Origin of the sequence: Yoonia sp. 2307UL14-13 (assembly GCF_037572755.1) — a bacterium.
Classification (GTDB): Bacteria; Pseudomonadota; Alphaproteobacteria; order Rhodobacterales; family Rhodobacteraceae; genus Yoonia.
On sequence record NZ_JBBIFZ010000001.1, the window covers coordinates 1 to 24,354 of the forward strand.

General features: G+C 59.2%; 27 protein-coding genes and 1 pseudogene. 21 read left to right on the forward strand and 7 right to left on the reverse strand.

Features of this window, described 5'->3' with window-relative positions; genetic code table 11:
- Nucleotides 1–769, reverse strand: a pseudogene (locus tag V8J85_RS00005) (IS3 family transposase); the annotation flags it as partial.
- A gap of 501 nt (nucleotides 770–1,270) precedes the next feature.
- Here V8J85_RS00005 and V8J85_RS00010 point away from each other — a divergent pair.
- Entirely contained in the window at nucleotides 1,271–1,612 is a 342-nt protein-coding gene (locus V8J85_RS00010; RefSeq protein WP_339950955.1) for a hypothetical protein, read from the forward strand.
- 303 nt (nucleotides 1,613–1,915) lie between these two features.
- On the opposite strand, the gene V8J85_RS00015 is transcribed toward V8J85_RS00010, so the two are convergent.
- The gene (locus tag V8J85_RS00015) at nucleotides 1,916–2,656 is read right to left on the reverse strand and encodes a MipA/OmpV family protein (RefSeq protein WP_339950957.1); all 741 of its coding nucleotides are present in this window, start codon (nucleotides 2,654–2,656) and stop codon (nucleotides 1,916–1,918) included.
- A 109-nt stretch (nucleotides 2,657–2,765) separates the two neighbouring features.
- Here V8J85_RS00015 and rlmJ point away from each other — a divergent pair, with 109 nt between their 5' ends.
- From rlmJ to V8J85_RS00065, 10 genes are all read left to right on the forward strand, one after another.
- Nucleotides 2,766–3,557 (forward strand): 23S rRNA (adenine(2030)-N(6))-methyltransferase RlmJ, encoded by a 792-nt coding sequence (gene rlmJ, locus V8J85_RS00020; RefSeq protein ID WP_339950959.1) that lies wholly within the window; start codon nucleotides 2,766–2,768, stop codon nucleotides 3,555–3,557.
- A gap of 5 nt (nucleotides 3,558–3,562) precedes the next feature.
- A complete protein-coding gene (locus V8J85_RS00025; protein WP_339950961.1) occupies nucleotides 3,563–4,000 on the forward strand; it encodes a tellurite resistance TerB family protein in 438 nt (145 codons plus the stop codon).
- 14 nt (nucleotides 4,001–4,014) lie between these two features.
- Nucleotides 4,015–4,755, forward strand: coding sequence for a phosphate/phosphite/phosphonate ABC transporter substrate-binding protein (locus tag V8J85_RS00030; protein ID WP_339950963.1), 741 nt, complete (start codon nucleotides 4,015–4,017; stop codon nucleotides 4,753–4,755).
- 82 nt (nucleotides 4,756–4,837) lie between these two features.
- Nucleotides 4,838–5,611 (forward strand): ABC transporter ATP-binding protein, encoded by a 774-nt coding sequence (locus tag V8J85_RS00035; RefSeq protein WP_339950965.1) that lies wholly within the window; start codon nucleotides 4,838–4,840, stop codon nucleotides 5,609–5,611.
- A 26-nt stretch (nucleotides 5,612–5,637) separates the two neighbouring features.
- The gene (locus tag V8J85_RS00040; protein ID WP_339950967.1) at nucleotides 5,638–6,369 is read left to right on the forward strand and encodes a transporter substrate-binding domain-containing protein; all 732 of its coding nucleotides are present in this window, start codon (nucleotides 5,638–5,640) and stop codon (nucleotides 6,367–6,369) included.
- A gap of 54 nt (nucleotides 6,370–6,423) precedes the next feature.
- Nucleotides 6,424–7,308 carry an ABC transporter permease gene (locus tag V8J85_RS00045; RefSeq protein ID WP_339953039.1) on the forward strand — a complete coding sequence of 295 codons (885 nt, stop codon included), beginning with the start codon at nucleotides 6,424–6,426 and terminating at the stop codon, nucleotides 7,306–7,308.
- 43 nt (nucleotides 7,309–7,351) lie between these two features.
- Nucleotides 7,352–8,158 (forward strand): ABC transporter permease, encoded by an 807-nt coding sequence (locus V8J85_RS00050; protein WP_339950969.1) that lies wholly within the window; start codon nucleotides 7,352–7,354, stop codon nucleotides 8,156–8,158.
- Between the two features lie 58 nt (nucleotides 8,159–8,216).
- Complete coding sequence (locus V8J85_RS00055) at nucleotides 8,217–8,900, forward strand: type 1 glutamine amidotransferase (RefSeq protein ID WP_339950971.1); 684 nt, start codon at nucleotides 8,217–8,219, stop codon at nucleotides 8,898–8,900.
- Nucleotides 8,897–10,249, forward strand: a complete 1,353-nt coding sequence (locus tag V8J85_RS00060) for a glutamine synthetase family protein (protein ID WP_339950973.1) — start codon at nucleotides 8,897–8,899, stop codon at nucleotides 10,247–10,249. Before V8J85_RS00055 ends, V8J85_RS00060 begins: the two co-directional genes overlap by 4 nt.
- Nucleotides 10,246–11,025 (forward strand): hypothetical protein, encoded by a 780-nt coding sequence (locus V8J85_RS00065; protein ID WP_339950975.1) that lies wholly within the window; start codon nucleotides 10,246–10,248, stop codon nucleotides 11,023–11,025. The genes V8J85_RS00060 and V8J85_RS00065 overlap by 4 nt, the downstream gene beginning before the upstream one ends.
- Here the strand turns inward: V8J85_RS00065 and V8J85_RS00070 are convergent.
- Nucleotides 11,022–11,441, reverse strand: a complete 420-nt coding sequence (locus V8J85_RS00070; protein ID WP_339950977.1) for a GFA family protein — start codon at nucleotides 11,439–11,441, stop codon at nucleotides 11,022–11,024. The genes V8J85_RS00065 and V8J85_RS00070 overlap by 4 nt on opposite strands.
- Before the next feature lie 81 nt (nucleotides 11,442–11,522).
- Here V8J85_RS00070 and V8J85_RS00075 point away from each other — a divergent pair, with 81 nt between their 5' ends.
- Nucleotides 11,523–12,827 (forward strand): NAD(P)/FAD-dependent oxidoreductase, encoded by a 1,305-nt coding sequence (locus V8J85_RS00075; RefSeq protein WP_339953040.1) that lies wholly within the window; start codon nucleotides 11,523–11,525, stop codon nucleotides 12,825–12,827.
- A 92-nt stretch (nucleotides 12,828–12,919) separates the two neighbouring features.
- Nucleotides 12,920–13,873: a phosphatase PAP2 family protein gene (locus tag V8J85_RS00080; RefSeq protein WP_339950979.1), complete on the forward strand. Its 954-nt coding sequence runs from the start codon at nucleotides 12,920–12,922 to the stop codon at nucleotides 13,871–13,873.
- On the opposite strand, the gene phaR is transcribed toward V8J85_RS00080, so the two are convergent.
- Together phaR and V8J85_RS00090 are read right to left on the reverse strand one after the other, a co-directional pair.
- Nucleotides 13,874–14,410 carry a polyhydroxyalkanoate synthesis repressor PhaR gene (gene phaR, locus V8J85_RS00085; protein ID WP_339950981.1) on the reverse strand — a complete coding sequence of 179 codons (537 nt, stop codon included), beginning with the start codon at nucleotides 14,408–14,410 and terminating at the stop codon, nucleotides 13,874–13,876. It lies immediately after the preceding gene.
- A gap of 302 nt (nucleotides 14,411–14,712) precedes the next feature.
- Nucleotides 14,713–15,546, reverse strand: a complete 834-nt coding sequence (locus tag V8J85_RS00090; protein WP_339950983.1) for a universal stress protein — start codon at nucleotides 15,544–15,546, stop codon at nucleotides 14,713–14,715.
- A 197-nt stretch (nucleotides 15,547–15,743) separates the two neighbouring features.
- Between V8J85_RS00090 and ccoN the strand changes: the two genes are divergently transcribed.
- Genes ccoN through ccoP form a run of 4 tightly spaced genes read left to right on the forward strand, consistent with a single transcriptional unit; the run spans nucleotide 15,744 to nucleotide 19,285 of the window.
- Nucleotides 15,744–17,342, forward strand: coding sequence for a cytochrome-c oxidase, cbb3-type subunit I (gene ccoN / locus V8J85_RS00095; RefSeq protein ID WP_339950985.1), 1,599 nt, complete (start codon nucleotides 15,744–15,746; stop codon nucleotides 17,340–17,342).
- A 12-nt stretch (nucleotides 17,343–17,354) separates the two neighbouring features.
- Nucleotides 17,355–18,182 (forward strand): cytochrome-c oxidase, cbb3-type subunit II, encoded by an 828-nt coding sequence (ccoO, locus tag V8J85_RS00100; RefSeq protein ID WP_339950987.1) that lies wholly within the window; start codon nucleotides 17,355–17,357, stop codon nucleotides 18,180–18,182.
- Between the two features lie 12 nt (nucleotides 18,183–18,194).
- A complete protein-coding gene (locus V8J85_RS00105) occupies nucleotides 18,195–18,419 on the forward strand; it encodes a cbb3-type cytochrome c oxidase subunit 3 (protein ID WP_339950989.1) in 225 nt (74 codons plus the stop codon).
- The gene (gene ccoP / locus V8J85_RS00110; RefSeq protein ID WP_339950991.1) at nucleotides 18,416–19,285 is read left to right on the forward strand and encodes a cytochrome-c oxidase, cbb3-type subunit III; all 870 of its coding nucleotides are present in this window, start codon (nucleotides 18,416–18,418) and stop codon (nucleotides 19,283–19,285) included. The genes V8J85_RS00105 and ccoP overlap by 4 nt, the downstream gene beginning before the upstream one ends.
- A gap of 148 nt (nucleotides 19,286–19,433) precedes the next feature.
- On the opposite strand, the gene V8J85_RS20010 is transcribed toward ccoP, so the two are convergent.
- Together V8J85_RS20010 and V8J85_RS00115 are read right to left on the reverse strand one after the other, a co-directional pair.
- Nucleotides 19,434–19,634, reverse strand: a complete 201-nt coding sequence (locus tag V8J85_RS20010) for a LuxR C-terminal-related transcriptional regulator (protein WP_445285879.1) — start codon at nucleotides 19,632–19,634, stop codon at nucleotides 19,434–19,436.
- On the reverse strand, nucleotides 19,631–19,897 hold the full coding sequence (locus V8J85_RS00115) for a hypothetical protein (RefSeq protein WP_339950993.1): 267 nt from the start codon (nucleotides 19,895–19,897) through the stop codon (nucleotides 19,631–19,633). Before V8J85_RS00115 ends, V8J85_RS20010 begins: the two co-directional genes overlap by 4 nt.
- Before the next feature lie 266 nt (nucleotides 19,898–20,163).
- Here V8J85_RS00115 and ccoG point away from each other — a divergent pair, with 266 nt between their 5' ends.
- From ccoG to ccoS, 4 genes are read left to right on the forward strand one after another with little or no spacing between them, the layout of a single operon-like run.
- Complete coding sequence (gene ccoG, locus V8J85_RS00120; RefSeq protein ID WP_339950995.1) at nucleotides 20,164–21,579, forward strand: cytochrome c oxidase accessory protein CcoG; 1,416 nt, start codon at nucleotides 20,164–20,166, stop codon at nucleotides 21,577–21,579.
- The gene (locus tag V8J85_RS00125; RefSeq protein ID WP_339950997.1) at nucleotides 21,576–22,028 is read left to right on the forward strand and encodes a FixH family protein; all 453 of its coding nucleotides are present in this window, start codon (nucleotides 21,576–21,578) and stop codon (nucleotides 22,026–22,028) included. The genes ccoG and V8J85_RS00125 overlap by 4 nt, the downstream gene beginning before the upstream one ends.
- Complete coding sequence (locus V8J85_RS00130) at nucleotides 22,025–24,172, forward strand: heavy metal translocating P-type ATPase (RefSeq protein WP_339950999.1); 2,148 nt, start codon at nucleotides 22,025–22,027, stop codon at nucleotides 24,170–24,172. The genes V8J85_RS00125 and V8J85_RS00130 overlap by 4 nt, the downstream gene beginning before the upstream one ends.
- Nucleotides 24,169–24,324, forward strand: a complete 156-nt coding sequence (gene ccoS / locus V8J85_RS00135; protein ID WP_339951001.1) for a cbb3-type cytochrome oxidase assembly protein CcoS — start codon at nucleotides 24,169–24,171, stop codon at nucleotides 24,322–24,324. Before V8J85_RS00130 ends, ccoS begins: the two co-directional genes overlap by 4 nt.
- Nucleotides 24,325–24,354 lie beyond the last annotated feature (30 nt).

Here is a 24,354-nt window from a genome sequence, read left to right on the forward strand (position 1 = left end):
ATTCGCGATTGCGCCGACCAACCAACGACACGTCGCGAGAACAGGTCGATGACGACACACAAATACAGCCAGCCCTCGTGGGTCTTGATGTAGGTGATGTCTGTCACCCAGACCTCATCGGGCGCAGCCACCTGGAATTGCTGCTCTAGCCTGTTCTCAGCCACGATGGCAGGCTTACCACCATAACGACCGGGGCGGCGCTTGTAGCCGATCTGTGCGGCGATCCCGGCGAGGGATGCCAAGCGGGCTACCCTGTTCTCGGAAATCCGTTCGCCTTGGTCGTGCAGATCGTCGGTCAGCTTGCGATAGCCATAGACCTTGCCGCTGTCGGCCCAGGCCTGCCGGATCAGCGCGGTCTGACGAATGTCCTCCTGCGCACGGTGGCTTAACGGTTCTTTAAGCCATGCATAGAAGCCTGAGAAATGAACCCGAAGCACCCGGCACATGGCCCGGATGCCGAACTCTTCGCGGTGCTCCCGGATAAAGGCGTACTTCATTGGGACCCGCGCGCGAAGTACACCGTTGCCTTTTTTAGAATATCGCGCTCCTCGGTCACCCTGGCCAACTCGCGTTTCAGTCGCTGGTTCTCGGCTTCATGGTCGACGTCGGACTTCTTGGGAGCCGGATCCCCGAACAGCTTCATCCACTTGTACAGAGAGTGAGCGCTCACACCCAAGCGTCGGGAAACTTCCCGAACCGGATAGCCCCGCACCGTGATCTGATGCACCGCATCCCGCTTGAAATCGTCGCTGTAATTGCTTGTCCCCATGTCGGCCTCCTCGCCTCAAAGTTAGGGGGCAAAGCGTCTACAAATCTAGGGGCACCTCAAGTTTTATGTCAATCGCCTTTGCGAGTGATCAATATTTGGTAACATATTTCGACGATGACTTGGGAAATCGCGTATTGCGAAGTAACGGAACTTTGACCGGTCAAGAGATCACTCTTGCAGTCGGAGGACAGCCCGCAGGGTGGGACACCGATAAGTTGGTCGATTACGATAAGATGAAAAAAGCAATTCAGTATTTTGCAGAAAGATCCGCTCTTCACCCTGATCTGATCTGGGTGGAGGACTAGTGGCGTCTGTCTGGTGATTTGGCCGATCTCGCTAATGCGACATCAAGAAATAGAACGGGTATATATTCATTTCTCTAACTTAATTTAAAGCTGCGAACAATATCTGCTGGCCATTAATGCACGGGAGGCCTCCGACGCCGAGAGTTTCTTTGGTGGCGGCGGTCAGGGCCTGACCTTCGGCTTCGGCGAAGAAGGCATGGCACGGCTCGATTCGTTGTTCTCCGACCGGTCCTACGACGAACTGGTCGCCGAGCGCCGGCAACTGAACCGCGCACAGCAGATCGCCAACCCCAACTGGTACATTGGCGGCGAGATCGCCGGGGCCGCGCCCACCATCTTCGTCCCCGTCGGCGGGGCGGCGGCGAATGCGGCGCGGGCGGGTCAGGGGATCCGGAGGACTGTGGTCGCAGGCGCACGGACGGGCGCTGCGACCGGCGCTGTGTCAGGGGCGGGGCACGACGAGGGCGGCGTGTTGGACCGGCTGGACGGGGCCGCTATCCCGGCGGCGATGGCTGGGTTAGCCGGGGCGGTGCTGTAGGGTGCGGGCGTGCTGATCGCGCGCGGGGTATCGCGGACGCGGATTTGGGGGCGAATTAAACCCACGAAGGGCCGCGCGGGTCGTCGTGCTCGTTATGGTTCCGGCTGGCCACAGGGGGACCTGCAAGGTTCAATTTAGAATAATTCAAAAATTACGGCTCAGCTCCGGGATCGAAGCCTGCGATCGCCGTATTGCTGCTCTGGCAATGTGCGTGGTCGTGGCGCTGCGATGACGAACTTGTCCCATAGTGCTTCCTTCCATTCCAACGAAAGGATCACACCAGCAAGCCATGCGATCAAACACCTAGAAACCGAACGTCACCTTTCGCGTTAGCACGACACTGCCGGTGACCTGATCCTCGCTTTGTACGATCGGGCTGTCCGCGGCATCGTCGGTCAGCAGATCGTATCGCAGCGTCCCCTTCAGCCCCCAATCATCATTGAATTGATATGTGGCCTCGGCATTGATACCGCGGCTGATGATCCCCGCATCGGGGTCATAGGGATCGAAAGCACTTGCCGCCCCTTCACCGTCGGTCACGCCGAAATACGTATCGGCATAATCATCGCTGCCCCATAGTATCCGTGGTCCGGCCCGAAACTCTAACTGATCTATTGGTTCAAAGATCAAATCACCGCCGATCTCGGCCACCACGGATTCGTGTCCGATGACGCCGTAACGGACATCGGCGAACAGGTCGTAGTTCGGTTGGTTGAAACGCAGCCCACCCCCAAGTTCGAGCGATGGGTCGATATCGGCAAGGCCGGTCAACTCGTCATAATCGTTCGCGCTGCGTTCCCCGATAAACCGGACCGAACCGCCGAACCCAAGGCCGGTGCTTTCCTCACCGAAGGTACGACCACCAAGCCGAAGGTATTCCAGATCGAAACTGCCGGTCGGGGTGGTCTTGCTGTCTTCGGCGCCGAAGTATTCAGGCGAAACCTGCGCACCAACGCCGACCCGCGCAGAAATGCCGTTTTCCTGCGCGAAAAGCGGTGCGCCGCATAAACCGACGCAAATTACAGCAATAAATCGCTTGGCCATCTTTGGACCTCTAAACCTTGACGCCCTTAACGATAGAGCAAGACAGCACGACCACAACCCTCTTGGCGGAGACTCGCTTTATCGTTACCCGGGCGCGAAGGGAATGAACATGCTGTCTTATCAACATGCTTACCATGCCGGAAATCTGGCCGATGTGCACAAGCACAGCCTTTTGGCGTGGACACTCGACTATATGACCCGCAAGGATAAACCTCTGTCTTACATCGAAACGCATGCGGGCCGTGGTCTCTATGATCTGCAGGATGCGGCTGCGGTGAAAACAGGTGAAGCCGCCAGAGGGATCGCCCTTGCCGAGAAGTGGTTTGCGGCAGATCATCCTTATCGCGCGGTTTTGTCCGCGATCCGGCAAAAGCATGGCGCCGACGCCTATCCTGGATCACCGCTGATCGCGGCAGAATTGCTGCGCCGTCAGGACAATATTCACTTGTCCGAACTGCATCCGCAGGAATTCGACGCTTTGCGCGGTGCGATGACTCCATATGGCGGTATCTTTCGCCGGAAAGACGGCTGGGACATGGCGCAATCGCTATGCCCGCCGGAACCCCGGCGCGGGCTGTTGCTGATCGATCCCTCGTACGAGGTAAAGGCGGATTATGTGGCCATCCCCAGTCGCATCGCCAAACTGCATCGAAAGTGGTCAGTGGGCGTGATCATCCTGTGGTATCCGATCCTGACGGACGGGCCACACAAACCAATGACCAACGCCCTGCAGAAAGCCATTCCCGATATCACCATTCACGAAGTCACCTTCCCACCAGCCCGTGCCGGTCATCGCATGATCGGCTCTGGCCTTGCCGTGATCAACGCGCCTTATGGCTTCACCGATGCGTGCGCGTATGTGACCCGCCACTTTCAGAACACGGACAAGCGGCCTATGTAGCGGGTATGTTTGCTGATTTACTCAAGCGCCTGACGGCGCCCGAACCCGAAAAACTGCCCGATCCTGATGCGCGGCTCGCCCTCGGTGCGCTTATGGTGCGCATCGCCCGGTCGGACGGCGATTACGCTGATGTCGAAATTGCCGAGATCGACCGCCGACTGATGGAACGCTATCGCATGGGGCCGCAGCAAGCCGCCGCTTTGCGCGCGCAGTGTGAGGCGTTGGAGACAGAGGCACCCGATACCGTCCGCTTTACCCGCGCGATCAAGGATGCCGTTGGGCATGATGACCGGTTGGCCGTGGTCGAGGCCATGTGGGCCGTCGTCATGGCGGACGGTGTGCGGGACGACGCCGAGGACAGCCTGATGCGTATGGTCGTCAATCTGCTGGGCATTACAGATCAGGAAAGCCACGCGGCGCGCTTGCGGATCACCAAGCCATGATCGCATCGCTTCCTATGTATGCGCGCCCTTGGAACGTGGCTGCACATGATGCTTTGTGGGCGTTGATCAGGGGCAGCCTGCGCGCGCGTGACATCGCCGCGCCCGACAGGCTTGATCATGACGTGGACTATATGGCGGTCTGGTCACGTCCCGATCTCGTGCTGGGCCATATCTGCAATCTGCCCTATCGCGCCCGGTTTCGGGATAAGGTGACGGTGATCGGCGCGTCGGATTATGGTCTGGCGGATTGTCCCGCCGGCTACTACCGTAGCCATTTCGTCGTCCGCAAAGATGCACATGGTGACAACGTGCGCGACTATGCGCTCCAACGTTTCGCGACAAATGATCCGCTTTCTCAATCAGGCTATGGGGCCGCCCAGCAATGGGCAGCCGATCGTGGTTTTTCATTTGTTGACCCGGTGGTTACGGGCAGTCATGCGGCCAGCATCGTGGCCGTGGCGCACGGCAAAGCGGACATCGCCGCAATCGATGCACAAACGTGGCGGCATGCTTGCGAGGGTGATGATCCAACCGGAGATCTACGGATCATCGATCATACCGATCCAAGCCCCGGCATGACTTTCATCACTCGAAAGGATCAGAACCCGGCTCCGTATCTCTCGGCGATCCGGGACGCGATCGCAGGTTTGAACCCAGCGCATGCAATCGTCCTGGGTCTTCGCGGCATCATTGCGCTGCCTTCTGCGGCATATGACATCCCATTGCCGCCAAAGGTCGCGTTGTCGGTTACCTGACCCATCCACAAGGCCGGTTCCCATTGCAAATGCGGGAAAAATCGGCACTACTGCCGGACGGGATAACAAAAAGCTGCTGCACGTGACCAACAACGCCCCCGTGATCGAAATCCGCGACTTGCACAAGTCTTACGGCAACCTTGAGGTGCTCAAGGGTGTCGACATCATTGCGCCCGCTGGTCATGTCGTGTCGATGATCGGGTCGTCTGGATCCGGGAAATCGACGTTGCTGCGCTGCGCCAATCTATTGGAGGACAGCCAGCAAGGGGACGTGCTGTTCTGTGGCGAGCCGGTAACGTGGAAAGGTGCAGGCATGACGCGCCGCCCGGGTGACCGCGCGCAGATGATCCGCATTCGCACCAATCTGTCGATGGTTTTTCAGCAATTCAATCTGTGGGCGCATATGACGATCCTGCAGAATGTCATGGAGGCCCCGGTCACCGTCCTGAAACGTGACAGGGCCGAGGTCGAAGCCGCCGCGCGCAAGTACTTGGACAAGGTCGGCATCGGTGACAAATGCGATGCCTATCCTGCGCAGCTTTCCGGCGGGCAGCAGCAACGGGCGGCAATCGCCCGCGCGCTTTGCATGGAGCCCAAGGCGTTGTTATTCGACGAACCGACCAGCGCGCTTGACCCCGAGCTGGAACAAGAGGTCGTCAGGGTCATCAAAGACCTTGCCAGTGAAGGACGGACCATGATCATCGTCACACACGACATGCGTTTGGCGGCGGATGTCAGCGACCACGTCGTGTTTTTGCACCAAGGCAAGATCGCCGAAGAGGGGTCACCCGATGTCCTGTTCGGCCAACCAAAGACAGAACGGCTGCGCGGATTCCTGTCCGCGACAGCCGCCTGAACAATCACCAAACTGGGAGAATACACATGAAGAACCTGATCCTTTCGACAGCCGCGCTGGCCCTTTTGGGCAGCATGGCCCTTGCCGATGGCCACGCGGTCGTCCGTATGGGCACCGAAGGCGCGTATCCTCCGTACAATTTCCTCAACGACGACGGTGAAGTCGACGGATTCGAGCGTGAGGTCGGCGACGAAATGTGCGCCCGTGCCGAGCTGACTTGTGAGTGGGTGACAAACGAATGGGACAGCATCATCCCCAACCTCGTCTCAGGTAACTACGACACGATCATCGCGGGTATGTCGATCACGGATGAACGCGACGAAGTGATAGATTTTACGCAAGATTACTATCCACCGACCGAGTCGGCCTTCGTCGCGGCCTCTGAAGATGTCGATCTGGAAGGTGGCGTCATCGCCGCCCAAACCGCCACGATCCAGGCCGGTTACGTGACCGAGACGGGTGCCACCCTGCTGGAATTCCCCACACCCGAAGAAACCATCGCTGCCATCCGGGCGGGCGAGGCTGATGCCGTTTTCGCCGACAAGGATTTTCTTGTGCCGATCGTCGAAGCCTCGGGCGGTGAGTTGATCTTTGTCGGTGACGGTGTGCCACTGGGTGGCGGTATCGGCATGGGTATCCGCGAAAGCGATGCCGAATTGCGCGAAAAGATGGATGCCGCCATCACATCCATGAAAGAGGACGGCACGCTGAACGAATTGCTGGTGAAGTGGTTCGGCGAAGAAATCACGCTTTACTAAGACCCTGTGCGCCCCGTCTCGAACGGGGCGCATCATTAGCCCGAGGCGACCCTCATTTTCAGTTATTGTTCCGATCCTGCGACGCTTGACGGTCTGGCCTGGTTTTCATGCTACCTGACGACCGGCAAGCATATGTCGATCTATTATGCGGTCGGCACGGTGTTGTTGCTTCTGGCGATCACTGCGCCCTTGTCGTTGGCGTTCGGTTTCGGCGGCGCCACGGCAGCGCGCAGCCAGATCGCGCCGTTACGCTGGTTCGGCAAAACCTATATCGCCATTGTCCGGGGCGTGCCGGACATCGCGTTCTTCCTGTTCTTTGTCATCGCGCTTGATCAGGCGTTCGAATACATCCGCCACCGGATCAAATGCCCCGACTGGCCCGCCGATGTTTGGCAGGGCAATGATTTCATCGTCTGCTCCACCGCCAAGCTGCCCTTGGGCAACGCGCCACAATGGGTGCATGAAACCTACGGGTTTTTCCTCGCCGTTCTGACCTTCGCCATCGTCTTCGGTGCCTTCGCGGCCAACGTGTTGTTCGGGGCGATGCGTGCCGTGCCGCGGGGCCAGATTGAGACGGCAGAGGCCTATGGGATGACCGGACGCCAGACCTTTTGGCGGGTTATCGTGCCGCAGATGTGGGTCTATGCGCTGCCCGGCCTGTCGAACCTGTGGATGGTGCTGATCAAAGCGACGCCACTGCTTTTCCTGTTAGGTGTCGAGGACATCGTTTATTGGGCCCGCGAACTGGGCGGGACGAAGACACCGCAATTCACCGACTATCCCCATGGGGATTGGCGGATGTGGTACTTCCTAGCACTCCTCGTGTTTTATCTGTGCTTTACCAAACTGTCCGAGGTCGTGCTCGATCGGATCATGGCGCGGCTGACACGTGGGCAGGCCACGGCCGCTGGTGAGCGGCAGCGAAAGGCGGCGGCATGAAGGGGCTTCGAGTTAGAGGTCCCGGATCACGTGAGGCCATCGCATGAGCTGCTGGGAAACAATCGCCGACTACGCCTTCCGCAGCCTCGGCTATGGCGAACGTCTGCTGCCGCGCAGCGATTTCACCCTGTGCCAGCAATTCACGCTGATCGGGTCCGGCATGCTGTGGAACATCTATTTCGGTGTCTTCGCCCTTTGCTCTGGCTTCCTGCTTGCCACAGCTGTCGCGCTTGGCAAGGCCGCGCAGAACCCGCTGATCCGCAAGCCGTCGCAATGGTTCATCTTTCTCTTTCGGGGCTCACCGCTCTTTATCCAGTTCTTCTTTGCCTATTTCCTGTTCCTGAGTCTCAAGGGCATCAACCCGTTCTTCGACGCATTCACCTCGGCCTGGGCAGGCGCATTGGTTGTCCTGTTCCTCAACACGGCCGCTTATTCAGGCGAGATTTTCTATGGCGCCCTTCAATCCATCCCAAAAGGCGATACAGAGGCGGCAGATGCCTATGGCCTCTCGGGTTGGTCGCGCTTTCGCCGTGTCATCTGGCCGACGATGCTAAGGCTCGCCTGGCCTGCCTACACGAACGAGGCGATCTTTCTGTTTCACGCCACCACGCTTGTCTACTTTTCGGGCTTCCCTGCGCTGCAGCAAAGGGGCGACGCGCTATATTATGCAAGCTACTTTGCCGACAAGACGTTCAACCCGTTCATCCCTTATCCGATCCTGGCCTTCTATTTCATCCTGCTGACACTGGTGATCATCGGCCTGTTCGGTCTGATCAACAGACGGCTCAACCGGCACCTGCCCCAGGACATGCGCAAAAAGCTGCGGATCAAGCCACAGATCGTTCGCTAGGTCGCTTGCCGTCGTCGGAGGCGCGGGCTAGCGTTGCGCGAACGCAAGGGGCACGGCCATGAAAATCGGCATTCTGCAAGCAGGGCATGCGCCGGACGACCTTCGGCCCGATCACGGCGATTTCTACGACCTGTTCGTGAGACTGCTGGACGGGCAAGGATTCAGCTTCGCCAATTACGATGTCGTCGACATGCGGTTCCCCACGGCCGTCACCGATTGTGACGGATGGTTGGTGACGGGTTCAAAGCACGGCGCCTATGAAGATCACCCCTTTATTCGCCCGCTCGAGACGTTCATCCGCGACACCTATGCCGCAGATATCCCCATGGTCGGCATCTGTTTCGGGCACCAGATCATCGCGCAGGCTTTGGGCGGCACGGTCGAGAAATTCTCGGGTGGCTGGGCTGTCGGACGGCAGACTTACGATTGGAACGGCAAACCGATCGCGCTGAATGCGTGGCATCAGGATCAGGTGGTGACACGGCCTCGATCGGCACAGCCCTACGGATCCAACCCGTTTTGTGAAAACGCGGCACTGGTCTATGACAACCGTATCTTCACGGTGCAGGCCCATCCCGAATTTGACGCCACCTTCACCGAAGGCCTTGGCGAGACGCGAGGCGAAGGGGTCGTGCCCGACGGTCAACTCGCATTGATGCGCGAGGAACTCTCAAAGCCCGTCGACAACGGTTTCCTCGCCCAACAGATCTCCCAGTTCTTAAAGGAAAGAACCATCTCATGAGCTGGTTGGACAAGGTCCCTGAGGCCGCGCAGGACTACCTGAAAAACAACCGTTTGGATGAAGTCGAGTGCGTTATCGCCGACCTGCCCGGCATCGCGCGTGGCAAGGCGGTGCCTGCGATCAAATGGGACAAGCAGACCCATTTCCATCTGCCCAATTCGATTTTTTTTCAAACCATCACCGGCGATTGGGGCGAGGCCGCCGGGCCAGACGGTTTTCTTGAGCCCGACATGATCCTGCGCCCTGATCTCAGCACTGCCACGGCCGCGCCCTGGGCCGAAGATGGCACGCTGCAAGTGATCCATGATGCGTTCGATCAAAAAGGCGCGCCGGTTCCTTTCGCCCCGCGCAACGTCCTGCGCCGTGTGGTCGATCTTTATAAGGCCGAGGGCTGGACCCCCGTCATCGCCCCCGAGATGGAGTTCTACCTGGTCGCTCGTAATATCGATCCAGCCAAACCGATTGAACCGATGATGGGTCGTACCGGACGCCCAGCCGCCGGGCGGCAGGCCTATTCCATGTCCGCCGTGGATGATTACGGTCCTGTCATCGACGACATCTATGAATATGCCGAGGTGCAGGGGTTCGAGATCGACGGCATCGCGCAAGAGGGCGGTGCGGGCCAGCTTGAGATCAACCTGCGGCACGGCAATCCAATCAAACTGGCCGATGAAGTCTTCTTCTTCAAACGGCTCATCCGCGAAGCAGCACTAAAGCATGATTGCTTTGCCACATTCATGGCCAAACCTATCGAAGGCGAACCGGGTTCGGCGATGCATATTCACCATTCGGTGCTTGACCAAAAAGGGCGCAATATCTTCGCTGGGCCGCAGGGGGGCGAAACGGATGCTTTTTTCCACTTCATCGGTGGCCTGCAGGAACACATGCCCAGTGTGATCGCCATTATCGCGCCATATGTAAACAGCTTCCGCCGCTACGTCCGCGACCATGCCGCACCCATCAACCTTGAATGGGGAAGGGACAACCGGACGACAGGTATTCGTATTCCGGTCTCGGACCCGTCGGCACGGCGTATCGAAAACCGGCTGGCCGGGATGGATTGCAATCCCTACCTAGCCATCGCAGCATCGCTGGCTTGCGGCTATCTGGGAATGAAAAATGAAATTCGCCCCGACAAGCGCTGGCAGGGGGACGCTTACGAATCCGAAGACGAAATTCCCCAAGGGCTTTACGCGGCATTAGAACTGTTCGATGAAGCCAAGGACATACACCACGTCCTTGGCCCGGACTTCGCCCGCGTCTATTCGATCGTGAAGCGCGCGGAATACAACGAATTCCTGCAGGTCATCAGCCCGTGGGAACGCGAACACCTGTTGTTGAACGTATGATCTGGCACCTGATCATCATCGTGCTTCTGACGGCGCTTACCCAGCTTGGTGGGATTGCCTGGCTATTGGCACTTTTGACCCGTTTTCTCGGGCGCTTCTGGATTCCGTTTTTCGTCTACTATATCGCGCTTGGCATCACCGCCCATTATACGGCGCCGATGACGGGGCGCGAACCGTTGCCCTGCATGGATGCGGGGCCTGCCCAGATTGCCGTTCTCAACCCGCTTTATTGCGCGCTGAACCGGCATTATGTGGTGCCCGAAATGCGCGATCACGCCGACGCCTTGGCCGCACATATGCACGAGGCCTACCCTGGGACACGAACGCGCGCACTGGATGCAGGCTTTCCTTTTGTCGACGGCTTTCCGCTGCCGCCGCACCTGTCACATGATGACGGGCAGAAGCTGGACCTTGCATTCTATTATACGGACCAAAGCGGTGAATATCAGCTAGGTCGCGCCAGTTCCTTCATCGGCTATTGGGGCTTTGTTCAGCCACGGGAAGGTGATCCACAGCCTTGCGCCGATCAAACAGGCCTTAACCTGCGCTGGGACATGGCGTGGCTGCAACCTTACCTGCGTGACTGGCCCTTGGATGAGGTGCGGACCGGCGAGATGCTGCGCTGGCTCGCCGAGAATCCACGCGGCGAAGGCTACCGTATCTTGATCGAGCCGCATCTGGTCCAGCGGCTTGGCGTACAGAACCAAAACATCGGCTTTCAAGGCTGCGACGCGGCGCGTCACGACGACCATATCCACCTGCAATTCGTGCCTTAGTTCGTTGATGTAGGCGTAAAGCGCAGCATCCCCGCCAGTGATTGCGCCTGCGGGTCGTCCGATGGATGCACAACGCCGTTTTGGACGGGAATTTCAGGAAAATCGAACGGGCTGACGCCCTCCAGACACGCGACGTTCACGCCATATTCGTCGGGGTTCGATCGTCGCTGGTGATGGGTGTAGATCCCGCACCGGCTGCAGAAATAGTGTTTCGCGACCCGCGTGTTGAACTGATAAAGCGATAGCAGGTCGGCCCCTTCCACAATTTTGAAATTATCGAGGCGGGCCGATACTGCGACGCCGCCGCGCATTCGGCACAACGTGCAATCGCACCGCCGGGCAGAGGCAAGGCCGTCGAACAAGGTGACGTCGAAACGGACGCCCTGACAATGGCACGTACCGCGATATCTATTCATGTCCATTCCTACCGATACCCATTGTGATCTGGCCCTATGGACCATCATAATGCGGTGGAATACACCATTTGGGGACATCGGATGAACCCGCTTTACCGCAATGACCGGCCTGGCCAGTATCCGGACAGCTGGTATGTCGCCAGCACCGATATCCCGCCCGAACATCCGCCACTGTACGGGCGGATCAAGGCGGATGTCTGCGTTGTTGGTGCGGGCTATACCGGGCTTTCTGCAGCATTGCATTTGGCGCGCAAGGGTTTGGACGTTGTGGTTCTGGACGCCCACCGTGTTGGTTTCGGTGCCTCCGGTCGCAATGGCGGGCAGGTCGGTACGGGATACAACCTTGATCAGCAGGCGCTTGAAAAGCGATGCGGCAGGGACAATGCCAAGGCGCTGTGGGATCTCGCCGAAGAGGCAAAGTCCGATATTCGTCGGACCTGTGCCGAAATTGCACCTGATGCGCGCTACACACCTGGCGTCGCGCATGGTTTCTACAACCGGTCCGAGGCCAGGGACTACAATAATGGTGTCGTGCATCTGGCAGAAAATTACGGCTATGATCAGATCGAAACGATCGACGCAGACGCGATGCGGGCGATCGTCAATTCGCCGCGATATGCTGGTGGGATCCTGGACCATGGTGCCGGTCATATTCACCCGCTTCGCTATGCCTTCGGCCTTGCCCGCGCCGCCGAGACAGCGGGCGTGCGGCTGTATGAGCGGTCTGAGGTGCATGACATCACGCACACCGACCCCGCCGAGGTGCGGACGAACAATGGCTGCGTCATTGCGAACCACGTCATCATCGCAGGCAACGGTTATCTGCCGCATATCGAACGCAAGATCGCGGCCAGGGTGATGCCGATCAACAGCTTCATATGCGCCACAGCGCCCTTGGGCGAGCGGGCCTCGGAAATCCTGACACGTGACATCGCCGTGGCCGACAGCAAGTTCGTCGTGAATTACTTTCGTCTGTCCGAGGACAAACGTCTGCTGTTCGGTGGGCGTGAAAGCTATTCCATCGGCTTTCCCAAGGATATCAGCACGGCATTGATCGCCCGGATGACGGACCTGTTTCCCCAGTTGAAGGGCGTGACGGTCGACTATGTCTGGGGAGGCACATTGGCCATCACCATGCCCCGATTACCCGCTATTCAAAGAATCGCACCGAACATCGTCTCTGCCGGTGGGTATTCCGGACACGGTGTGGCGCTTGCCGGTCTGGCAGGAAAAGTCATGGCCGAGGCCGTTGCCGGACAGGCTGCCCGATTCGACACGCTGGCCGCTCTTGATGTGCCGAATTTTCCGGGCGGTAGCGCGTTTCGCGCGCCGTTGCTCACGTTGGCCATGACTTGGTACGCGTTGCGCGATCGATTGGGAATCTGATCGCGAAGAGGCCCGAACACGGCCCCACTCTGGACACAATAGGCCAATATCGGTGCGATTAGTTCGACTGACACATGTTTAGGGCCAGCCAGATGACCTCGATACCTCTCAGCCGTGGTGTTTCTCTCGCCGGGTTTTTCCGCCGGACCGAATGGATATTCATCGGCCTGATCGCCAGCGTCGTCATCGCGAACCTGATCGTGGGCTATACCAACCCGCAAAACGTGGATTGGGGGTCATTCGCGCTTGGGGCAATGGGGGCGGTCGGGCTGGCCATTCTTGGTGGATATTATCGTGTCGCTTACGCACATGTCGCGTGGTTGGGCAAAGCGGCGGTCACGATCGCGATCGCCGCGATCATGGGCGTTATGCTGGGGATTCTCTTTCATCTTCACATGCCACGCCCCGAACCCGTCTTGACCGATGCGCTTCTCGCGATGGATCGCTGGTTTGGCTATGATTGGCCTGCGGCGGTGGCCTGGGTGGCCGAGATACCGTTCTTGGGCACGTTCCTACGCTGGGTCTACCTGTCATCGTTTTTCCAGATCATCGGTCTGATCGTCGTCCTGGCTTACCTTAAGAAAAATCGCGAACTCGACGCGATGACTTTCACCAATGGTTTGTCGCTGATGCTGGTTTTCGTGGTCTGGCAGGCCTTTCCTAATCTCAGTCAGTCGACATATCTCCCTATCCCGTACCAAACGGCCGAGGATGCCTGGCTTGTCACGCACAGCACCTATGGTGCGATGCTACTGGACATGGCCAAGAACGGATTGCCGATCGTGTCGATGGACGCGATGATGGGGGCGGTCGCCTTTCCATCTTATCATATGGTGATGTGTGCGCTGACGGTCGTGTTCGCACGCGGCACGTTCCTATTCTGGCCCTATCTGATCACCAATATCATCATGCTGCCCGCGATCCTCATTCATGGCGCGCATCATATCGCTGACCTTTTCGGCGGGGTAGCGGTGATGCTCATGGCGATGATCCCGGCCTATCTGATCGTGAATGCATGCTATCGGCGCGATGCCAGGGCGGCTTGACTATTTGCCCAGCTTCGATAGCTTGTCCTGCAGCGCGGCAAGTTGATCCTTGATTTCACCCAAATCGTCATCGCCGTTCTCGGTGGGTTTCGGCGTCGGGATCATCCCGCCGGTCATGGCCTTGAAAAATGCCTCTTGCTGCGCCCGCATCGCCTCAAAGCCCGGCATGGCGGCCATCGGATTGGCCTTGCCCATATTCTCCATCGCCTTTGACTGGCCCTCGCGCAGCATCTCGAAACTCGCCTGCAGAAATTGCGGTACGACCGATGCGGCTTGGCTGGTGTAGCTTCGTACCAGATCCGTCAGAACATCGACCGGAAGCACGCTTTCGCCCCGGCTTTCATGTTCTGCGATGATTTGCAGCAGGTACTGACGGGTCAGATCGTCCCCTGATTTGAGATCGACGATCTGCACATCACGCCCTTCGCGGATGAATGCTGCGATATCCTCGAGCGTCACATAGTCGCTGGTTTCGGTGTTATAAAGCCGTCGGCTGGCATAGCGCTTGATCAAAAGCGGCTTGTTATCGTTGGCCAAAACCACGTTCCTCCGGACACATTTTGCAGTGCAGAGAAGCCTATGCCGCGCCCGCGCAAAAAGAAAGATGTTTGTGTGGGGCCGGTTTCTCCTCGGCCTGCAGCCAAGCTATCCGAAACGGGGGCCAGGCGGTGGTGGTGGTGTCGTTTCGGACATCGACATTGCCACCCGATGACGGCTTGTGCATGCGCGGTGGACCCGCGTTCGGCATTTGACGCGCTCTTCACCGCAGCCCAAGATCGGCAACCTGACCAAAGTCGCAAACCCGAAACCGAAGACGGGTTTCCGGCCTATCCAAACGGTCAGCGCGACATCAGGATCGGGCGATCGGCCATTTCCAGCAACGTGCGGGTCGCGCCACCGAAGACGGCCTCGCGCAGGCGCGAATGACTGTAGGCACCGCTGACGATCATGTTCGCCCCCACCTCTTGCGCGCGGCGCAACAGCATGTCGCCCACGCTTGGTGTCGTTTTGGCGAGTACCGCAACCTCTGGCCGCGCACCATGTCGCATCAGGTATTGGGCCATCGCACCACCCGGGTCGGACCGCTCGGCCCCGTTTTCGGGCGGATCGATGATGCAGATATCGACCTGATCGGTCTGTTTCAGAAAGGGCAGGGCGGCACGGGCGGCCGCGAGCGCCTCGGCCCCGTCGTTCCACCCCACCAGAATGTGCCCGCCAAGATCCGGTGCAGCGCAACCCTTGGGGATCATCAGGACCGGTCGGTCGGCGGCGAACAAGCAGGCCTCGACGATCGTCGCCGTATCGCCATGGTCATCATAAGGCCGCGGCAGAACCACCAGATCGGAAAAGCGTAGTTTTTGTGCCAGATAGGTCGTCAGCGCCGATCCCTGGACAGTTGCGGACTGACTGGACCAACGGCCCAGTTCACCGCGCATGCGGTTTTCCAGCCACGCTTCCAACCCGTCGCGATGTGCCATCGCGTCACGGGTCGTTTCCGCCATGATCATGGCGTCGGCGCCGATGTAATAGCCGCCGGTTTCCGTGTGACTGATAGTTACGATGTAGATGTCCAGATGCGCACCCATGCGATCCGCCAGGGCGATGGCGGCATCAAGGCCGTCTTTGTCCTGCTGGAGGTCGGTCAATATCGTCGCGATGATCTTGTAAGCCATTTTAGGGCTCTCCCCATGCTCGAGAATCAGTGGGGGCGATCGTTCGCGCAAAACCGCTCCTTGATATGCACTTTGCCGTGGCTTCGTCTTCGGTGTCTTGATCCATATCAAGGACCGATCCTTATGAACGGGTCAGAACCCTCGCATCAAAGAACCGTCGGGCCGCGTGTGAGTGCTGGCCATGGAGGGACACGTTCATGGGAAACTATCTCAAACTCATTGCATTGGGCGTGATCACGCTTTTTGCTGCGGTCGCCGCGAATTGGGGCCGCGACGCGGCCTATGTGCTGCATGCCGTCATCATCATGTTGTTATCCGGCTTTCTGTTTCTGCGCGTCCTGCGCCAAACGGATGAGCCGACCAAGACCTATGCCACAGACGGCTATATGGATGATGTCATCCGTGCCGGCGTGATCGCGACGGGTTTCTGGGGTGTGGTCGGATTTCTGGTCGGCGTAGTCATCGCCTTTCAACTGGCCTTTCCGCAGCTGAATTTCGAAGTCTTGCAGCCTTACGGAAATTTCGGACGATTGCGGCCGCTACATACCTCGGCGGTTATTTTCGCATTTGGCGGTAACGCCTTGATCATGTCGTCCTTTTACATCGTGCAGCGCACATGTGGCGCGCGGCTTTGGGGTGGTAACCTCGCCTGGTTCGTCTTCTGGGGATACAATCTGTTTATCGTGCTCGCCGCGACCGGCTACTTGCTGGGCGCGACACAATCCAAGGAATACGCAGAGCCCGAATGGTACGTCGATCTGTGGCTGACCATCGTCTGGGTGGCATTCCTGGTGGTCTTCATGGGCACAATCTTCAAGCGGCGGGAAAAGCACATCTACGTCGCCAACTGGTTCCTGCTGTCGTTTATCGTCACCGTCGCGATGCTGCATGTGATCAACAATATCTCGATCCCTGTCAGCATCTGGGGCAGCAAATCTGTCCAGATCTTCAGCGGTGTGCAGGATGCGATGACGCAATGGTGGTATGGCCACAACGCCGTGGGCTTTTTCCTGACGGCCGGTTTCCTGGGCATGATGTACTATTTCGTGCCCAAGCAGGCCGGTCGCCCGGTCTTCAGCTACAAGCTGTCGATCATCCACTTCTGGGCGTTGATCTTTCTGTATATCTGGGCCGGTCCGCACCACCTGCATTACACGGCGCTGCCTGACTGGGCCTCGACCCTCGGTATGGTCTTTTCGATCATCCTTTGGATGCCTTCATGGGGTGGCATGATCAACGGTCTGATGACCCTGCAAGGGGCGTGGGACAAGCTGCGCACCGATCCGATCATCCGGATGATGGTGATTTCGCTGGCCTTCTACGGCATGTCCACTTTTGAGGGGCCGATGATGTCGATCCGTGCGGTCAACAGCCTGTCACACTATACAGACTGGACCATCGGTCACGTGCATTCCGGTGCACTTGGCTGGAACGGCATGATTACATTCGCCGCGATCTACTTCCTCACACCGAAACTGTGGGGCCGGGCGCAGATGTATTCGATGTCGGCCATCAACTGGCACTTCTGGCTCGCCACGATCGGCATCATTCTCTACGCGGCCTCGATGTGGGTCACGGGGATCATGGAAGGCCTGATGTGGCGTGAAGTCGACGCAAACGGGTTCCTGGTGAACAGCTTTGCCGACACCGTAAGCGCGAAATTCCCGATGTATGTGGTCCGTGGTCTGGGCGGGGTGCTTTACCTGACGGGCGCGCTGATCATGGCATGGAATATGTGGATGACGATCCGTGGCGGGGCGAAAGTCACTGCACCGGTCGGTGTTCCAGCGGAATAAGGAGGGTCGAAAATGGCTAAGAATCCAAAAATCACACAACCTGAAAACGACCCTAACGTCAGCACACTCAAGGATTTGCCGGGTGAGGTGCCAAATGAGTTGCCGCATCACACAGCCTTCCTCAACCGGCACCAGATCCTTGAACGCAGTCCGACCTTGCTTTTGGTCTTTTCACTGCTTGTCGTGACGATCGGCGGGATCGTGGAAATCGCACCGCTCTTCTACCTCGAAAACACGATTGAAGAGGTCGAAGGCGTGCGGCCCTACTCACCGCTCGAACTGGCGGGGCGCGATGTGTATGTCCGCGAAGGCTGCTATGTCTGCCATAGTCAGATGATCCGGCCCATGCGGGACGAGGTCGAACGGTATGGGCATTATTCATTGGCCGCCGAGTCGATGTATGACCATCCGCACCAATGGGGGTCGAAACGGACAGGGCCTGATCTGGCCCGGGTTGGAGGCAAATACTCGGATGCGTGGCATGTCGATCACCTGATCAAACCGCAATCGGTGGTGCCGGAGTCGATCATGCCCGGCTATGCCTATCTGCTGGATACTCCGGTGAACGCCGAACACACCGCCGAACTGGTGGCGACACATCGCTTTGTCGGCGTGCCCTATACCGACGATATGATCACTGTTGCCGCCGCCGATACGCTGGCACAGGCCGATCCAGACACCGATGCCTATGACGATCTGCTCGAACGGTATCCCGGCGCCCAGATCCGCAACTTTGATGGGGAACCGGGTGTGTCCGAAATGGATGCCCTGATCGCCTACATGCAGATGCTGGGCACAACGGTCGATTTCTCGACCTTCACCCCAGATGCCAGCCGCTAAGGAGGATCGACAATGGACACCTATTCACTCCTGCGCGAAATCGCGGACAGCTGGGTACTGCTGGCGCTGTTCCTCTTCTTCATCGGCACCATCCTCTGGGCGTTTCGGCCCGGCAGCGGCAAGGTGCACAAGGACATCGCCGACATCCCCTTTCGTAACGAGGAAAAGCCAGGCTGCAGCAACAAATGCGACAACTGCGCCTGCGCATCATTCAAGATCGAGGAGCTGCAGCCATGAGCAGCGATAAAAAAGACGTCGACGATATCACCGGCATCGACACGACCGGCCATACCTGGGACGGGATCAAAGAGCTGAACAACCCCCTGCCGCGCTGGTGGCTGTGGTGCTTTTATCTGACGATTATCTGGGGGATCGGCTATACCATCGCCTTTCCCGCCTGGCCGCTGATCAGCAGCGCGACGTCGGGGGTGCTGGGTTATTCCACGCGCGCCGAAGTCGCCGCCGAGATCACGCGCTTCGAAGAAGCCAATGCCGAGATTTCGGCGCAGCTGGCCAGCGCGGACCTAAGCACGTTGTCGGACAATCCCGAACTGCAGCGCTTTGCCACATCGGCTGGTGGGGCGGTGTTCCGCAATTACTGTTCGCAATGTCACGGATCGGGGGCGGCGGGGGCCGTGGGCTATCCCAACCTTTTGGACGATGACTGGCTTTGGGGTGGGGACTTTGCCAACATCGAATACACGATCCGTCACGGTATCCGAAACGAAGAGGATTGGGATGCGCGGTATTCGGAAATGACTGCCTATGACGAGATCTTCACCAATGAAGAGGTCGACGCCACCGTGCAATATGTCCGTCAGATTTCCGGTCAAAGCTATGATGAGGCGTTGGCGGCACAAGGTGTCGACCTGTTCGCCAATAATTGCGCCGCATGCCATGGCGACAATGGAATGGGCAATTACGATCTTGGTGCGCCGAACCTGACCGATGCGATCTGGCTTTACGGCGGCTCGGAAGAGGCGCTTGAACATACCGTCCGGTATGCGCGCTTCGGGGTCATGCCCCCTTGGGGCGAACGGCTGTCCGAGGCCGAGATCAAGGCGGTGACGGCATATGTTCACCAGCTTGGTGGGGGTGAATAAGGCCGACCTACGGCTTGTGCGTGGGGGGCGCACGACCCGGTTCGGCAGCTATCCTCATCGGATCACATGAACCAGGCCACCCTGTTCGCGCAACGGCCCGGTTCACGTGAAGGGAAGGGCACCCCACGGGGTGCCCTTTTCGTTTGCGTCATCCATCCGTGGATGGATTGCGCAGGGTCTGACGACGGCCCAATCTACACGCGACGCGGCTAGGAAGCTGCAGTGCCTTCAGGATCGCGTGAATATGATCTTTCACAGCGGCGCGGGAAATGGACCACGTTCTGGCAATCTCTTTATTGGACTGGCCCGCGATAAGCAGGCGGACGACCTCTTGCCGGTGTGGCGTCAGCGGGCCAGAAACTGCGGTTGGGTCAGCGTGATCAGGGGGGTACCGATCGCTGAACTGGCTGCCAGATCGATCCGCAGCCGCGTGCCCGGCCTGGCCATGGGCGGCAGCGTATTAACGGCCGCAGCAGGAATGTCCCCGTTCTCGACCGCCGCAAGATCATCCAGCGTCTGCGAAAACGCCATCAGGACCGGATCAAATGGCAGACCCCCAACTTTGTCTGCAAAGGCAATATCGCCAGCTTCTTTCCCAAATCGAAAAAGCACGCATCGCCGGTGTTTCACTAAGGCGCAGGTGTACAGGGCGCCTTTCCCAACCCGACCGGTGACGGGAAAGGGGCGCGCAGCTTCAACGTCGTCGACTTGCGCGACCTCGAAAGCAAACGGCATGACCTTCGGACGATCATCCGGGCGTGGTGTGATCTTCAGGATGGCAAGCGTGGATAAATCGCCGCTTGATCCATATCAAAGACCTTCTCGGCCACTTCGTTACAACCGGTGCTGCGAACAGAGTTTTATCCCAAGGTCGGTTGATGTCCTCAACAGAATCCCAGCCGCTTTACGCCCCGCGTGAACCGATTTTTCCGCGTCGGGTCAAAGGGTTCTATCGTAATCTGAAATGGTGGGTGATGGCCGTGACCTTGGGCATCTACTACCTGACCCCATGGATTCGCTGGGATCGCGGGCCGAACCTGCCTGATCAGGCGGTGCTCGTCGATATGGCGCACCGGCGCTTTTACTTTTTCTGGATCGAGATTTGGCCGCACGAATTCTATTTCGTCGCGGGCCTTTTGATCATGGCAGGTCTTGGGCTTTTCCTTTTTACGTCCGCGCTGGGCCGGGTCTGGTGCGGTTATACCTGCCCGCAAACGGTCTGGACCGATCTGTTCATCCTTGTCGAACGCTGGATCGAAGGGGACCGGAACGCGCGTGTTCGGTTGTGGAAGGCCAAGTGGGATTTTCGCAAGTGGCGGCTGCGGCTGACGAAGTGGACGGTCTGGCTGCTGATCGCCATCGCCACTGGCGGCGCCTGGGTCTTTTACTTCGCCGACGCGCCCACGCTTGCCTATGATCTGGCGACCTTTCAGGCCCCGCTTGTGGCATGGGTCACGATAGGGGTGTTGACCGCCACCACCTTTGTTTTCGGTGGCTTCATGCGCGAACAGGTCTGCAACTACATGTGCCCGTGGCCGCGTATTCAGGCCGCCATGATGGACCCCGAAACGCTGACAGTCGCCTACCGCGAGTGGCGTGGTGAGCCGCGGGGCAAAAAACACGACAACACCACCGGTGACTGCATTGATTGCATGGCCTGCGTGAATGTCTGCCCGGCCGGTATCGACATCCGCGACGGACAGCAGATGGAGTGCATCACCTGCGCGCTGTGCATCGATGCCTGCGACGACGTGATGGAAAAGATCGGAAAACCACGCGGGCTGATCGACTATCTGGCGTTGTCCGATCAAGATGAAGAGGCGAAGGGCAAGCCCGCCAAGGCGCTATGGCAGCATGTCTTCCGGTTCCGCACCATGCTATATACTGCCCTATGGGCGGCGATCGGGGTGGGGCTGGTTTTTGCATTGTTCATCCGGGCCGACATCGAAATGACGGTCGCCGCCGTGCGCAACCCGACATTCGTAACCCTGTCCGATGGCACGATCCGCAACATCTATGACATCCGGTTGCTGAACAAGCATGGTGAAGATCGGGAATTCCACCTGTCGCTGCGATCCGACGAAATCCTGCGGATCGATTTAGAGGGCACCGCCCAACGCAGCATTACGGTGCCCGCCAACGAAACATATCTGCAGCGGGTCTATGTCTCGGCCCGTCCGGGCGACCCGGCGGCCAGCATGGATAGGGTCGATCTGCGGTTCTGGGTCGAGGATCTGGTATCGGGCGAACGCGCGCACAAAGACACGATTTTCAACGGGAGGGCCGCACAATGACACGCGAATTCACCGGCTGGCACATGCTGGCGATTATGGTCGTCGGTTTCGGGATCATCATCACCGTCAACCTGACGCTCGCCTGGAACGCCGTCGCCACGTTTCCGGGGCTTGAGACACGCAATTCCTACGTGGTCAGTCAAAAGTTCGAGGCGGACCGCGCCGCCCAGAATGCCCTGCGCTGGGACATGGCGACGACCCTTTCAGCCGGCGTGCTGACCGTTGCCATCACCGACCAGGACGGCAACCCGGTCCAGCCGACGGTCACGCAGGCGATCCTGGGCCGCGCGACCCATACCGGCCAGGATGAAACGCCGTTCTTCAGCTGGAACGGCACCGCGCTGACCGCACCTGTCAGTGCGTCCGAGGGCTACTGGAACCTGCGCCTGCAGCTTGAGGCACCTGATGGAACGCCCTTCCGTCGCCGTATCCAACTGAGCGCCGAATGACCGACGCCGCGATCTGCCCGGCCTGTGTGGGCCTGCCTGAGGCGCCGCTGAAACAGGCCGCTGCCGCGGGCACGGATCAGATCGTTCTGTCCTTGCCGGGCATTCATTGCGTGGCCTGCATCAATGGGGTTGAGCGGGCGCTGACGGGGCTGGCAGGCGTTGCATCGGCCCGGGTCAACCTCTCGATGAAGCGGGTCACCGTAGGCATTGATGGTCCGACCACACCCGAGGCGTTGATCGACACGCTGGAACTGGCCGGGTTTGAGGCGCGGGTGCTTGATACGTCGCTGCTTGACGCGGGCTCCGACAGTTATGGCAAAGGGTTGCTGACCAGAGTCGCCATTTCCGGCTTTGCGATGATGAACGTTATGCTGTTGTCCGTCGCCGTCTGGTCGGGTGCGGCGGGTGCGACGCAGCACCTGTTTCATATTATCAGCGCCAGTATCGCGATCCCCGCGGTTATCTATGCCGGTCAGCCGTTTTTCCAGAATGCCTGGCGCGCGCTGACGGTGCGCAAGCTGAATATGGATGTACCGATCTCTCTGGCGATCATCCTGGCGGCGGCCATGTCGTTATATGAAACATTCGTGGGTGGGGCGCAGGTTTACTTCGACGCGGCCGTATCGCTGACGTTTTTCCTGCTCATCGGGCGTTACCTCGACCATCGCAGTCGCAAGGCCGCCGCATCCGCGGCGGCACAGCTTGCGGCACTCGAGGTGCCGCGCGTGATGCGGCTGACAGATGGCAACCGGCAGATGGTCGATTTCGGCGATCTCGCGGTCGGCGACCTGATCCAGGTCCTGCCGGGTGGGCGCATCCCGGTCGATGGTCAGGTGGTCGATGGCAGCAGTCAGATCGACCGGTCGCTTCTGACCGGCGAAAGCAAACCCGTGCACGCCACCGCCGGCGCACATGTGACCGCTGGTGAGGTCAACATGACGGGCCCGCTGACGATCCGCGCATCTACGGTTGGTGGCGATACGACGCTGCGCAAGATGGTGACGATGGTCGACCAGGCCGAGGCCGTGCGGAACCGCTATACCGCCATCGCCGACCGGGCCGCGGCGATCTATGCGCCGGTCGTGCACTTGCTGGCGCTGATCGCGTTCATCGTCTGGCTGATGATGTCGGGCGATCCGCGTCTGTCGCTGAACATCGCCGTCGCGACACTGATCATCACCTGCCCCTGCGCGCTGGGTCTTGCCGTGCCTGCGGTGTCCACCACGGCGGCGGGGCGGCTGTTCCGCGCCGGTCTGCTGGTCAAGGATGGCACCGCGCTCGAACGGCTGGCCGAGGTGGATACCGTCGTCTTCGACAAAACCGGCACCCTGACAATGCCCGCAGCATCCCGTGATATGCTGAATGCAGAGGAACAGGCCATCGCGCTTGCGTTGACCCAGGACGCAACGCATCCAGTGTCGCAGGCCATAGCCGCATCGCTGGACGGCGTGATACCAGCCGCGCTGACCGACCAGCAGGAACATCCCGGCAAAGGCCTTAGCGCGCGATACGGCGACCTGCAGGTGCGGCTGGGATCGGGGGCCTGGCTTGGCAAGGGGCAGGGGACCTATCTGCAGATCGGCGACCGGGCGCCGCAGAAAATCACACTCCATGCCGATCTGCGTGATGGGGCCAAGGCGCTTGTCACAGCCTGGCAGGGGCTGGGTTTGCAGGTGCACCTTATCTCGGGCGACGATACCGCGGAAACGCAAGCCGTGGCCGACCGGCTAGGCATCGGCACATGGCAGGCTTCCACGCGCCCCGAAGACAAGGTTGCCTATGTCAAGGCGCTGGGTGCAGCGGGCAGACATGTTCTGATGGTGGGGGACGGTTTGAACGATACGGGTGCGCTAGCTGCGGCCCATGCTTCTGTATCGCCTGCGACGGCTGCTGATGCGTCCCGCGCGGCGTCGGACATCGTTTTGTTGAACGACGGGCTGACCCCCTTGATCGAACTGCCCCTTGTCGCCCGCAAGGCGCGGCGGTTGGTGGGGCAGAACTTTGCCATCTCGGCGCTTTACAATGCGGTCGCCATTCCCATCGCGCTTTCGGGTTTTGCGACACCGCTTTTGGCGGCGATTGCGATGTCGACGTCGTCGATCACCGTGCTTTTGAACGCATTGCGGCTGCGGGGGCGGGTATGAACATTCTGGTCATCCTGATCCCCGCTTCGCTGATCTTGGGTGCCCTTGGATTGCTGGCATTCCTGTGGAGCCTACGGGCCAATCAGTACGACGATCTGGAAGGCGATGCCTGGCGGATCCTGTCCGAAGACGAACCGCCGACCGACGACTGAAAAAATTGTCGCACGGCCCTTGTGTGGCTG